General features: G+C 71.8%; 11 protein-coding genes. 5 read left to right on the top strand and 6 right to left on the bottom strand.

Annotated elements, in window-relative coordinates; translation table 11 throughout:
* Nucleotides 1-22 precede the first annotated feature (22 nt).
* Together ABZU53_RS00885 and gabT are read left to right on the top strand one after the other, a co-directional pair.
* A complete protein-coding gene (locus tag ABZU53_RS00885; RefSeq protein WP_355063047.1) occupies nucleotides 23-1,459 on the top strand; it encodes a gamma-aminobutyraldehyde dehydrogenase in 1,437 nt (478 codons plus the stop codon).
* Nucleotides 1,460-1,463: 4 nt separating this feature from the next.
* Nucleotides 1,464-2,735 (top strand): 4-aminobutyrate--2-oxoglutarate transaminase, encoded by a 1,272-nt coding sequence (gabT, locus tag ABZU53_RS00880; protein WP_354854278.1) that lies wholly within the window; start codon nucleotides 1,464-1,466, stop codon nucleotides 2,733-2,735.
* A 48-nt stretch (nucleotides 2,736-2,783) separates the two neighbouring features.
* Here gabT and ABZU53_RS00875 read toward each other — a convergent pair whose 3' ends face one another.
* Nucleotides 2,784-3,461 (bottom strand): hypothetical protein, encoded by a 678-nt coding sequence (locus tag ABZU53_RS00875; protein ID WP_354854277.1) that lies wholly within the window; start codon nucleotides 3,459-3,461, stop codon nucleotides 2,784-2,786.
* A 175-nt stretch (nucleotides 3,462-3,636) separates the two neighbouring features.
* On the opposite strand from ABZU53_RS00875, the gene ABZU53_RS00870 reads away from it, so the two are divergent.
* The 3 genes from ABZU53_RS00870 to ABZU53_RS00860 are packed head-to-tail and all read left to right on the top strand — an operon-like array spanning nucleotide 3,637 to nucleotide 6,809.
* Entirely contained in the window at nucleotides 3,637-4,920 is a 1,284-nt protein-coding gene (locus tag ABZU53_RS00870) for a GAF domain-containing protein (RefSeq protein ID WP_355063046.1), read from the top strand.
* Nucleotides 4,921-4,959: 39 nt separating this feature from the next.
* Nucleotides 4,960-6,465 carry an aldehyde dehydrogenase gene (gene adh, locus ABZU53_RS00865; protein ID WP_355063044.1) on the top strand — a complete coding sequence of 502 codons (1,506 nt, stop codon included), beginning with the start codon at nucleotides 4,960-4,962 and terminating at the stop codon, nucleotides 6,463-6,465.
* Nucleotides 6,462-6,809, top strand: coding sequence for a DUF779 domain-containing protein (locus ABZU53_RS00860; protein ID WP_354854319.1), 348 nt, complete (start codon nucleotides 6,462-6,464; stop codon nucleotides 6,807-6,809). The genes adh and ABZU53_RS00860 overlap by 4 nt, the downstream gene beginning before the upstream one ends.
* Nucleotides 6,810-6,949: 140 nt before the next feature.
* Here ABZU53_RS00860 and ABZU53_RS00855 read toward each other — a convergent pair whose 3' ends face one another.
* The 5 genes from ABZU53_RS00855 to ABZU53_RS00835 form a co-directional block, all read right to left on the bottom strand.
* Complete coding sequence (locus tag ABZU53_RS00855; protein ID WP_355063042.1) at nucleotides 6,950-7,801, bottom strand: DUF559 domain-containing protein; 852 nt, start codon at nucleotides 7,799-7,801, stop codon at nucleotides 6,950-6,952.
* Between the two features lie 244 nt (nucleotides 7,802-8,045).
* Complete coding sequence (locus tag ABZU53_RS00850; protein WP_355063227.1) at nucleotides 8,046-8,810, bottom strand: G5 domain-containing protein; 765 nt, start codon at nucleotides 8,808-8,810, stop codon at nucleotides 8,046-8,048.
* A 234-nt stretch (nucleotides 8,811-9,044) separates the two neighbouring features.
* On the bottom strand, nucleotides 9,045-10,058 hold the full coding sequence (gene speB, locus ABZU53_RS00845; protein WP_355063040.1) for an agmatinase: 1,014 nt from the start codon (nucleotides 10,056-10,058) through the stop codon (nucleotides 9,045-9,047).
* Entirely contained in the window at nucleotides 10,055-11,257 is a 1,203-nt protein-coding gene (locus ABZU53_RS00840) for a saccharopine dehydrogenase C-terminal domain-containing protein (protein WP_355063038.1), read from the bottom strand. The genes speB and ABZU53_RS00840 overlap by 4 nt, the downstream gene beginning before the upstream one ends.
* Nucleotides 11,257-12,678, bottom strand: a complete 1,422-nt coding sequence (locus tag ABZU53_RS00835; protein WP_355063036.1) for an FAD-dependent oxidoreductase — start codon at nucleotides 12,676-12,678, stop codon at nucleotides 11,257-11,259. Before ABZU53_RS00835 ends, ABZU53_RS00840 begins: the two co-directional genes overlap by 1 nt.
* Between the last annotated feature and the right edge of the window lie 26 nt (nucleotides 12,679-12,704).

Below are 12,704 nucleotides of genomic sequence, written 5' to 3'. Positions count from 1 at the left end.
CCCCCCTCGGAGTGATCCCGTCATGAGTGACCAGCAGCAGCTGCGCAACTTCGTCAACGGCTCCTACGTCGAACCGGCCGACGGCGGGTACGCCGATCTGGTCGACCCCTGCACCGGCGAGGTGTTCGCCCAGGCGCCGGTCTCCGGGGCCGCCGACATCGACGCGGCGATGACCGCCGCCGCCACCGCGTTCGAGAGCTGGCGGGAGGTCACCCCGGCCGAGCGGCAGAGGGCGATGCTCAGGCTCGCCGACGCCGTGGAGGCCCGCGCGGCCGAACTGGTGGACGCCGAGGTCCGCAACACCGGCAAGCCGCGCCAGCTCACCGCCGAGGAGGAGCTGCCACCGGCGGTGGACCAGTTCCGGTTCTTCGCCGGGGCAGCCCGCCTGCTGGAGGGGCGGTCCGCCGGCGAGTACCTGGCGGGGCACACCTCGTACGTGCGGCGCGAGCCGATCGGTGTCTGCGCCCAGGTGACCCCGTGGAACTACCCGCTGATGATGGCGGTGTGGAAGATCGCCCCGGCCCTCGCCGCCGGCAACACGGTGGTGCTGAAGCCGTCGGACACCACGCCGGTGTCGACGCTGCTGCTCGCCGAGATCGCCGCCGAGTTCTTCCCGCCGGGGGTGTTCAACGTGGTCTGCGGCGACCGGGACACCGGTCGTACCCTCGTGTCGCACCCGACCCCCCAGCTCGTGTCGATCACCGGCTCGACGCGCGCGGGCATGGAGGTGGCCGCCGCGGCGGCCCCCGACCTGAAGCGGACCCACCTGGAGCTGGGCGGCAAGGCCCCGGTGGTGATCTTCGACGACGCGGACGTGGCGGCGGCGGCCGAGGCCATCGCGCTGGGCGGCTACTTCAACGCCGGTCAGGACTGCACGGCGGCGACCCGCGTGCTGGCCGGGCCGGGCATTTACGACGACTTCGTGGCGGCCCTGGCCGAGCAGGCCCGCAACACGAAGACCGGCGCACCGGACGACGCGGACGTGCTCTACGGCCCGCTGAACAACGCCAACCAGCTCGCCCGGGTCAGCGGCTTCGTGGACCGGCTGCCCGACCACGCGGCGATCCAGACCGGCGGCTCCCGGCAGGGTGAGCGCGGCTACTTCTACGCGCCGACGGTGGTGTCCGGGCTGCGCCAGTCCGACGAGATCATCCAGGACGAGGTGTTCGGGCCGGTCATCACCGTGCAGCGCTTCTCCGACGAGGACGAGGCGGTGCGCTGGGCCAACGGCGTCGACTACGGCCTGTCGGCCTCGGTCTGGACGCGGGACCACGGCCGGGCGATGCGGATGACCCGGCGGCTGGACTTCGGCTGCGTCTGGGTGAACACGCACATCCCGTTCGTCTCCGAGATGCCGCACGGCGGCTTCAAGCACTCCGGGCACGGCAAGGACCTCTCGGTCTACAGCCTGGAGGACTACACCCGGATCAAGCACGTCATGCACAACATCGAGGGCTGAGGCGATGACATCCTCCGAAGAACTGCACAAGCGGCGCGGTGGTGCCGTCGCCCGGGGCGTGGGCAGTGTCATTTCGTCCTACGTGGACTCCGCGTCGGGTGGCACGCTCACCGACGTCGACGGGCGGGAGTGGATCGACTTCGCCGCCGGCATCGCCGTCACCAGCGTCGGCAACTCCGCGCCGAGGGTGGTCGAGGCGGTCCGCGCACAGGTGGAACGGTTCACCCACACCTGCTTCATGGTCGCGCCGTACGAGTCGTACGTGGCGGTGTGCGAGCAGCTCAACGCGCTGACGCCGGGCGGGTTCGAGAAGCGCTCGGCCCTGTTCAACTCCGGGGCCGAGGCGGTGGAGAACGCCGTCAAGATCGCCCGGCACGCCACCGGGCGACCGGCGGTGGTGGTGTTCGACCACGCGTACCACGGCCGGACCAACCTGACCATGGCGTTGACCGCGAAGAACATGCCGTACAAGCACCGGTTCGGGCCGTTCGCCGGGGAGATCTACCGGGTGCCGATGTCGTACCCGCTGCGCGACGGCGGCCTCTCCGGCGCCGAGGCGGCCGCGCGGGCCATCGAGATGGTCGAGAAGCAGGTCGGCGCCGAGAACGTCGCCGCGCTGCTCATCGAGCCGATCCAGGGCGAGGGCGGCTTCGTGGTGCCCGCGCCCGGTTTCCTGCCGGCGCTGCGCGCCTGGGCGACAGCGGCTGGCGTGGTGTTCGTCGCCGACGAGATCCAGACCGGCTTCTGCCGTACCGGCGACTGGTTCGCCTGCCAGCACGAGGGCGTCGAACCGGACCTGGTCACCCTGGCCAAGAGCATCGCGGGTGGCCTGCCCCTCGCGGCGGTGACCGGTCGGGCCGAGCTGATGGACGCGGTGCACGTCGGCGGGCTCGGCGGCACGTACGGCGGCAACCCGATCGCCTGCGCCGCCGCGCTGGCCACCATCGAGACCATGCACGAGCTGGACCTGGCGGGCGCGGCCCGTCGGATCGAGTCCGTGCTGGCCCCCCGGCTCCGCGCCATCGCCGAGCGGGACCCCCGCATCGCCGAGGTACGCGGGCGCGGCGCGATGCTCGCCGTGGAGCTGGTGCAGCCCGGCACCCTCGTCCCCGACCCGACCGCCACGGCGGCCATCTCGGCCGCGTGCCACGCCGCCGGCCTGCTCACCCTGACCTGCGGCACGTACGGCAACGTGCTGCGCTTCCTGCCCCCGCTGGTGATCTCCGACGAGCACCTGACCAGAGGCGCCGACATCCTCGACGCCGCGTTCGGCTGACCGAGGGAAGGGCCCCTTCCCGAGAAGGGGCCCTTCCGCACGGCAGGGTCAGCGAAGCACCTCGACGGTGTTGCGGCGGACCAGATTCTTGCCCGGCTCGCGGATCTGGTCCATCGCGGCGGTGTTGAGCAGCACGCAGCTGCCCGACGGGCCGGTCACCGTGACCGTGGTGGCCTTGTTGTTGTCCAGGTTGGTCACCCGCAGCCGGGTGCCCACCGGAAACTGCCCGCTGGTCGCCGCCGGCGCGGCATTCTCGGCGAAGAAGGTGATCGCCCCCGAGCAGGCCGAGCGGGGCGCCGGGCCGGGCGCTCCGGGAGACGCTGCGCCGGGTCGGACCGTGCCGGCGGCCGGCGGCGCGGCGGGCGGAACGGCCTCGCCGTCGAGCCGTTGCACCACGTTGCGGCGGATCACGTTCTTGCCCGGCTCCCGCACCAGCTCCATCGCGGCGGCGTTGAGCAGCACACAACTGCCCGACGGGCCGGTCACCGTCACCGTGGCCGCCCGGTTGTTGTCCAGATTGGTCACCCGCAGCCGCGTGCCCACCGGGAACCGGTCACTGGTCGCCGCCGGGGCCCCGCCCTCGGCCGAGAAGGTGACCGAGCCCGAGCAGACGGACTGCTGCGCGGGTGCGGTGTCGGCGAACCCGAACCCGGTCCCCACCGCCACTCCCGCCGCGGCGAGCACCGCCACGGTCGCCGCCAGCACGTGCTTGCGCTGCACCCTCATCGCCGTCACTCCCGTCCTCGGTGTGTTCTTCACCGCGTGGTACGGACGGGAGGGACCTACCGTTCAGCCGACACGGGCACCGATCGTCGTGGCGGCCAGTTCGACGGGTCCGCACCTGGTGTGGTTGGCGATCGAGGGTGAGCTGCGTCACGATGGGGACCGAGGAGGTCGCCCCATGGCTGACCCGTGGCTCGCCCTGGAATTCGGCGTCGATCCGGCCGAGCGGATCGCGCAGGTCGGCGCGGCCCACGAGGCGTTCCTCGCCGCCGGCGCCGCGCCGCGCCGGGTGCGGGAGGTGGTACGCCGGTCGTGGGAACGGTCCGCCCGACTCGACCCGGAGGCAACTCCGCCGGTCGACCTGACCGACGACGCGCTGGCGAGCTACCGGGCCGCGCACCCGCTGGCCCGGGTGCTGCCGCTCTTCCGGGACCTGCTCGGCGGCATCGCCCAGGACGGCGCGCACCTGATGGCGGTCTGCGACGCGTACGGGCGGCTGCTCTGGGTGGAGGGCCACCCGGGGGTGCGCCGGCACGCCGAGCGGATGAACTTCGTGCCCGGCGCCCTGTGGGACGAGAGGCACGCCGGCACCAACGCCCCCGGCACCGCACTGGCCGTCGACCACAGCGTGCAGATCTTCGCCACCGAGCACTTCATCCGGCCGGTGCAGCGCTGGACCTGCGCGGCGGCGCCGATCCACGACCCGGCCACCGGGCGACTGCTCGGCGCGGTCGACATCACCGGCGGCGACCACCTGGCCAACCCGCACAGCCTGGCGCTGGTCCGCGCCACCGCCCGGGCCGCCGAGGCGCAGCTCGCCACCGACCGACCGGTGGAGCCCGGCGTCGTCACCGTGACCGCGCTCGGCCGCGACGAGGCGGAACTGCGGGTCGACGGGCGGCGCATCCGGCTGGGCCGCCGGCACAGCGAGCTGCTGGTGCTGCTGCTGCACCATCCCGAGGGGCGCACCGGCGAACAGCTCGGCCTCGACGTGTACGGAGACGACCGGCTCCTGCCGGTCACCCTGCGCGCGGAGCTGTCCCGGTTGCGCCGGGTGCTCGGTCCCGAGCTGCTCGACTCCCGGCCGTACCGGCTGCACGGCACCGTCCGCGCCGACTTCACCACGGTCGCCGACCGGTTGGACCAGGGCGATCCGGCGGGCGCGCTCGACGCGTACTCCGGGCCGTTGCTGCCCGGCTCGGACGCGCCGGGAGTCACGCGACTGCGCCGGCTCATCGACGGCCAGCTCCGCGCGGCCGTGCTGGCCGCCGCGGACCCGGCGCTGCTCGCGGCGTGGACCGCGACGCCCGCCGGCGCCGACGACCTGACCGCGTGGCAGGCCCTGGCGCGGGCGTTACCGGTGGGCGCGGCCCGCCGGCCGCTCGCGCTCGCCCGCATCCACCAGCTCGCCACGGAGTACGACCTACCACGCGCAACGTTGCTGCAACGTCCCCGAAACTAGCCTCGCCGCCGACACCGCACCACGACGGCGGAGGTAACCATGACGCGCTACGACGCGCCCACCCACTGGCAGTCCCGTTACGACCACTTCATCGGCGGCGAGTACGTCAAGCCGCACGGCGGTGGCTACTTCGAGAACCCGACCCCGGTCACCGGGCAGACCTTCACCGAGGTGGCCCGGGGCACCGCCGCGGACGTGGAGAAGGCCCTGGACGCCGCGCACGGCGCCGCCGACGCCTGGGGGCGCACCTCGGTGGCCGAGCGGGCGCTGATCCTCAATCGCATCGCGGACCGGATGCAGGACAACCTGGAGTCGCTGGCCGTGGCCGAGAGCTGGGAGAACGGCAAGCCGGTACGCGAGACGCTGGCCGCCGACATCCCGCTCGCCATCGACCATTTCCGCTATTTTGCCGGGGCGATCCGGGCGCAGGAGGGCTCGCTGGGCGAGATCGACGACGACACCGTGGCGTACCACTTCCACGAGCCGCTCGGCGTGGTCGGGCAGATCATCCCGTGGAACTTCCCGATCCTGATGGCCACCTGGAAGCTGGCGCCCGCGCTGGCCGCCGGCAACGCCGTGGTGCTCAAGCCGGCCGAGCAGACCCCGGCCTCGATCCACTACTGGCTGTCGCTGGTGGCGGACCTGCTGCCGCCGGGCGTGCTCAACATCGTCAACGGCTTCGGCGTGGAGGCCGGCAAGCCGCTGGCGTCCTCGCCACGGGTCGCCAAGGTGGCGTTCACCGGTGAGACCACCACCGGGCGGCTGATCATGCAGTACGCCAGTGAGAACATCAAGCCGGTCACCCTGGAGCTGGGCGGCAAGAGCCCGAACATCTTCTTCGACGACGTCAGCGCGTCCCGTGATGACTTCTTCGACAAGGCGCTCGAGGGCTTCACCATGTTCGCCCTCAACCAGGGCGAGGTCTGCACCTGCCCGTCGCGGGCGCTGATCCAGCAGGGCCACTACTCGGACTTCCTCGCCGCGGCGGTGGAGCGGACCGGCCGGATCGTGCAGGGCCACCCGCTGGACACCGACACGATGGTCGGCGCGCAGGCCTCCAACGACCAGCTGGAGAAAATCCTGTCCTACCTGGACATCGGCCGCCAGGAGGGTGCGAAGGTGCTCACCGGTGGATCCCGGGCGGAGTTGGGCGGCGAGTTGTCGGGCGGGTACTACGTCCAGCCGACGATCTTCGAGGGCGACAACTCGATGCGGGTCTTTCAGGAGGAGATCTTCGGACCGGTGGTCTCGGTGACCTCCTTCGCCGACCTCGACGACGCCGTGAAGACCGCGAACGACACCCTGTACGGGCTGGGCGCGGGCGTCTGGACCCGGGACATGAACACCGCGTACCGGGCGGGGCGGGCGATCCAGGCCGGGCGGGTGTGGACCAACTGCTACCACGCGTACCCGGCGCACGCCGCGTTCGGCGGGTACAAGCAGTCCGGCATCGGCCGGGAGAACCACAAGATGATGCTGGAGCACTACCAGCAGACCAAGAACCTGCTGGTCAGCTACTCGACCCAGAAGCTCGGCTTCTTCTGATGTCCATCGTCTCCGTGACCCCCGCGGCGGCCGATCTGATCCGGTCGCTGCGGGAGCGGCACGGGCCGCTGATGTTCCACCAGTCCGGCGGCTGCTGCGACGGCAGTGCCCCGATGTGCTACCCGGCAGGCGAGTTCCGCACCGGATCGTCCGATGTCCTGCTCGCCTCGCTCGCCGTGGACGGTGTACCGGAGCCGGTCGAGTTCTGGATGTCGTCGGCCCAGTGGGAGTTGTGGAAACACACGAGGCTCACCGTCGACGTGGTCCCGGGCCGAGGCAGCGGCTTCTCCCTGGAGGCCCCCGACGGTCTCCGCTTCCTCATCCGCTCCCGCCTCGCCGCCTAGGTCACCCGCGACCGGTGCGTGTGGGCGGCCCCCGCCCCGTCGATCATGGAGTTGTGGTGGGCAGCAAGGGATGCTTTACACCTTTCGTCAGCCACCACAACTCCATGATCGGCCCTGGGGAGCGTGGGGCGGGGAGGGGGTTAGGGGTGGAGGAGGGGGATCAGGGTTTTGATGATGTGGTTGGGGCGGCGGTAGAGGTCCAGGTCCGTGAAGTGGCGGATTTTCCAGCCGTTTGCGGCTAGCCAGTTCGATCGGGAACGATCATGCCGGAGACGGTCGCGGTCCAAATGGGACGATCCGTCATACTCGACGCCGACCTTGCGGCGCCGGTAACCGAGGTCGAGGCGGTAGAGCGGCACTCCATGACCGTCCGGGACCCAGACCTGTGGCTCCGGCGGTGGCAGGCCGCCATCTATCAACACCAGGCGAAGCTGACTCTCCTGCCGGCACTCCGCCCGCGGGTCGGCGCGTGGCACGAGTTCACACGCCTGGCAGACGCCACGGAGGCGTTTGTGCCGAGCGACCTCCGCCCTGAGTTCCTCGGATCGGCAGGCACCCACGCGAAGGCACAGGTCCAGCAGCGGCATCGCGTCCATTCGGCGCAGTGACCGGGCTAGGTCGACCGCGCAACGGGCGGCCGGGGCACAGGGCACTCCGCCCAGCAGCACCGTATCGCGTACCGGCAGCACCGCCTCGTGGGCGACGACTCCCCGCATCTGCGGGACGTTCTCGCCGGCCGGCACAATGATGTGCACGTCGAAACTGCGGACGTCGCCGAAGCCGTGCAACTGTGCACCGGTATGGAAGCCGACGACGGCAGTCTCAGGCAACCGCCGAAAGATCGCCGGCAGTCGCGCGGCTGGGTCGGCCGAGGGCGTGTAGACGCTCCGCGTCAACCGGTGCAGGCGGGACAGCCCAACCAGCCTGCGCACCTGCTCCCGACTGAGGCCGGCGGCGAGTAACTCCGCGTATCGATACTGATCCTGTGCCATGCGGCAGAGACTGCCGCGCCCCGCCCCAGGCATTCCGCCCCGACCCAGGAATCTGTGGATACCCGAGCGCCCTGTGCACAACCCCCAAACAAAGCCCACCCGTGCTATGCGCATCGACCTCCACCACAGCGTCGATCAAGGAGTTGTGGTGCCGGACAGAACTCCTGAACCATCGTCTACCGGGCACCACAACTCCATGATCGACTCGGTTCAGGGCACGCGGGGCAGGGCTGACGCGGCGCGGTTAGTCGCAGCCGTAGCCGTCGTTGTCGCGGTCGAGGTCGTAGATGTCGGTGCCGATGACCTTGACCGGGCCGCGAACGTAGGCGGGGCCGTTGCCGCTGCCTGGCAGGCAGTCGACGTCGCTGGCGATCGGGACGCAGGGGCTGTAGTTCGGGTCGCACTTCGCCTGCGCGGCCTTCTTGGTGCCGACGGCGACGACCTGGGTCACCGGCTGCTTCGTCACAACGGATTTCACCAGCTTCCGGGCCGTCCGCACCCCGTCCGTGGTGGTCACCTCGTACGTCAGTGTCTTCGTACCGTTGACGCCCTTGGTTCGGACGACCCGCTTGCCCTCGGCCAGGGAGGAGTCCTTCACGGTCCGCTCGGCGTACCGGATCGTGGCCCGCTCCGTCACGGTCGTCACCTGCACCACCGGCGCGGCGCTGGACGGGCTCGGCGAGACCGACGCGGTGGAGGGTGCGGCGACCGGCGACACCTCCTGCGCGGGGGCCTCCTCGGTCGGCTCGGCGGGTGCCGCCACGATGGGCTGCTGCGGTTGCTCGGCCGCGGTGCCGGTGCGGGTGGGCTCCGGTTCGCCGGCCAGGGCGCTGACAATCGCGGTGCCGGCGCAGCAGAGCAGCAGGAACGACAGGGCCACCGAGCCGAGGATGACGGCGACGCGGCTGGCGGGACTGGCCCGGCGGAACCAGCTCTGGGCGGCGGGCAGGCGGGGCCCAGGGCCGAACGGCGGCACGTGCGGCGGGCCAGGATTCGGCGGTGGTTGCATCGTCACGTCGATGAGTGTCGTCGCAAACACTGCGTGCAATATCCACCATCGCGCTCGTGACCGGCGACGGGACGACAGGTCAGGCAACCACTTGGCCGGACCGGGCACGGCTGATCGTGCCGCGCATTCAGGCAGCAAATCCGCGAATCACCAATTATTGGCCACGATAACGACCGCTCCACAGAGGAGGTCCGGGTCCGGCGTCGACGTGTCGAGTTGCCGTCAATGCGCTGGTCAGCGGGCGTCCAGGAGGGGTTGGTGGGGGTTCCACGGTGGCCCGCCCGCGGCGTCGCGCCGGCGTCGGGCGATCGCCGACAGTGCCTCTAGGACCACGCGGTTGCCCAGGTAGGCGGTGATGTCGGCGTGGTCGTACGGCGGCGCGACCTCGACCACGTCCACCCCGACCACCGGCAGCTCGTAGCAGACCCGGCGGACCGCGTCGAGCAGTTGCCGGGAGGTCAGGCCGCCCGGTTCGGGGGTGCCGGTGCCGGGGGCCATCCCGGGATCGACGACGTCCACGTCGACGGAGAGGAAGACCCCCTCGCACTCGTCGACCGCGATCGTGAACGCCTCGGTGAGGCACGTGTCCAGCCCGCGGGCGACCAGCTCGGTCATCTCGTACGACCGCATCCGCTGCTCGGCCATCCAGGACAGGATGTCCGGGCCGGGCCAGTAGCCGCGCAGCCCGATCTGGAGGAACCGGTCGCCGCGTACCGCGCCGGACTCGATGAGGCGACGCATCGGCTGGCCGTGCCCGTGCAGCGAGCCGAACTCGATCTCGCCGGTGTCCGCGTGCGCGTCGAAGTGCACGAGCGACACCCGACCGTGCCCGTGCTGGCGGGCCACCCCGGTCGCGTCCGGCAGCGCGATGGAGTGGTCCCCGCCGAGCACGATCGGGATGGCGCCGGAGGACGACACTGCGTAGACGGCCGCCTCCAGAGCGGCAAGTGACCGTTCGATGTCGCCGGAGAACATCTCGACGTCGCCGGCGTCGTACACCCGGAGGTCGCGCAGCGCGTCGACGCGCAGCGCGAGGGACGGGCGGGAGCCGTCGTGGGCCAGGTAGCACGCCTGGCGAATCGCCGACGGCCCGAACCGGGTGCCGGGCCGGTGCGAGGTGCCGCCGTCAAAGGGTGCGCCGACGATGACGATGTCGGCGTCCGCGTACGACGACGGGTCGTCGAGTGCGCACCGGTCCACCCCGAGGAAGGTGATGTCCGGGCCGTACATGGCACCGTAGCGGCTCATCGCTCCTCCATCCCCCAGGGCGAGCCGTAGCTGGTCAGCAGGTCGAGGAACGGCACCGGGGGCAGGGCCTCCGGGCCGAGCACGCCGACGCCGGACCACGCGCCGGTGGCGAGCAGTTCCAGCGCCACCACCGGGTTCACCGCGGTCTGCCAGACGACCGCCTGGTGGCCGTACTCGCGCATCGACCACTCGTTGTCGACCACGTGGTAGAGGTACACCTCCCGGGGCTGCCCGTCCGGGCCCAGGCCACGCACCCAGGTGCCGGCGCAGGTCTTGCCGCGCATCCGGTCGCCGAGGGTGGCCGGGTCGGGCAGGCAGGCCGCGACCACGTCCCGCGGCGACACCTGCACGCCGCGCACGCTGACCGGCGTCGTCGAGTCCAGGCCGAGCTTGTGCAGCGTCTTCAGCACGTCGATGAACTCGTCGCCGAGGCCGTACTTGAAGGTGACCCGCTTCGCCTTCACCCAGCGCGGGATCAGCAGCACCTCCTCGTGCTCGACGTTGACGCACTCGACCGGGCCGATCCCCTCCGGGAAGTCGAAGACCTCCGGCTCGCTGAACGGCTCGGTGGTGTACCAGCCCCGGTCCGCCTCCCAGACCACGGGCGGGTTGAGACACTCCTCGATCGTGGTCCAGATGGAGAACGAGGGCGCGAAGTCGTAGCCGTCGACGGTCAGGTTCGCCCCGTCCCGGACGCCGATCTCGTCGATCTCGCTGAACAGCTCGTCGGCGGCGTACCGGGCGAAGATGTCGGACAGGCCGGGCTCGATGCCGATGCCGCCGAGCGCCAGCCGGCCGGCCGCCGCCCATCGGTCGGCGACGGCGAACTGGTCGTCGCCGAGCTTCACCCCGGTCTCGGCGTAGGGGCGGGACGGGTGCGGGTGGGACAGCGACATCGCCATGTCGAGGTAGTCCGCGCCGGCCGCGAACGCACCGTCGAAGATCGGCATGACGAAGCGCGGGTCGACGGCGTTGAGCACGTGGGTGATCCGGTGCTCCCGGCACAGCGCGGTGACCGCGTCGGCCGAGGAGGCGTCCACCTGGGCGGCGACGAAACGGTCGCCGTGCCCGGCCACCGCGCGGGCGGCGCGGTCCGGGTCATGGTCGGCGACCACCATCGTCTCGAAGAAGGAGCGTCGGGCGGCGATGGCTACGGCGGCGGAGCCGACGCCACCGGCGCCGACGAGCAGGACACGCATCAGGAATCAAACCCCAAACCAAGACGATCGAGAGTACGGAGCCACAGGTCGCGACGGCCCTCACGCGCATCGGCGCGGGCCATCGACCGGCGGGTGAGATTGATGCCGACCGCGCGGACGGGTTCCGGCGGGAACGGCAGGGGCTTGCGGCGGACCAGATCGAGCCGGGTCAGCGGGGTGTCCCCGCCGGCCAGCAGGTCGAGCAGCACCCGGGCCGAGAAGCGGGTGGCGCCGACGCCGAGGCCGGTGTAGCCGGCCGCGTACGCCAGTCGACCGCCGAACGCGGTCCCGTAGAACGGGCAGAACCGGGTGCAGGTGTCGATGACGCCGCCCCAGCGGTGGCTGAAGCGCACGTCGGCGAGCTGCGGGAACGTGGTGAAGAAGTGGTTGGCGAGAGCGGTGAAGGTGGCCGGGCGCTGCTCCAGCTTCGGGGCGACCCGGTTGCCGTAGTGGTAGACGGCGTCGTAGCCGCCGAAGAGGATCCGCCCGTCGCGGGTGATCCGGTAGTAGTGGAACTGGTTGCCGGTGTCGGCCAGGCCCTGGCGGTTGCGCCAGCCGATCGCGTCGCGCTGCGCCGGGCTGAGCGGCTCGGTCATCAGCACGTGGTCGTAGACGGGCACCACGTACGCGCGCAGCCGGCGCAGCAGCGGCGGAAACGCGTTGGTGGCCAGCACGACCCGGCGGGCGCGTACCGAGCCGGGCGCGTTGTCCAGCCCGCCGGCGGTCGCCGCGCGCAGGGCCGGGCCGTCGGCGCGCAGCCCGGTGACCCGGGTGTGCTCGTGCACGCGTACGCCGAGGTCGACGCAGGCGCGGCGCAGACCCCACGCCAGCTTCGCCGGGTCCACCATGGCGACCCGGTCGGCGTCGACCATGCCACCCAGGTACGTCGGCGAGTTCACCTCGGCACGCACCTCGTCGGTGTCGAGCAGCCGCACCCGGTGGCCGTACCGGCGGGCCAGCTCGGCGTCGGCGGCCAACCCGTCGAGCTGGTACGGCTCGACGGCGACGGCCAGTTCGCCGGTGCGCTCGAAGTCGCAGTCGATGTCGAACTCCGCGACGGTGGCGGCGATCGCGTCCAGGTTGGCGCGGCCGAGGCGTTCCAGCTCGCCGATCTCGCCGGGGAACCGGTCGACGCCGTTGGCCAGGCCATGGGTGAGCGAGGCGGCGCAGAACCCGCCGTTGCGCCCGGAGGCGGCCCACCCGCAGGTCCCGGCGTCGACGAGCAGCACGTCACGGTCCGGCTCGGCCCGCTTGGCCTCCAGGGCGGCCCAGAGCCCGCCGTACCCGCCGCCGATCACCAGCAGGTCGGCGGTCTGCGCGCCGGTGAGCGGCGGCAGCGGGTCGGGGCGCTCCGGGCGGTCCAGCCAGTACGGCACGGGCGCCGCGTCGGCCAGCGCCCGGCCGGTATGCGGGAGGGTCATGACGGCGGCCCGGTCGGACGGCCCGC

Source organism: Micromonospora sp. NPDC005194, assembly GCF_040608335.1.
Taxonomy (GTDB): Bacteria; Actinomycetota; Actinomycetes; order Mycobacteriales; family Micromonosporaceae; genus Micromonospora.
This window is presented reverse-complemented; position numbering and strand designations above follow the sequence as displayed.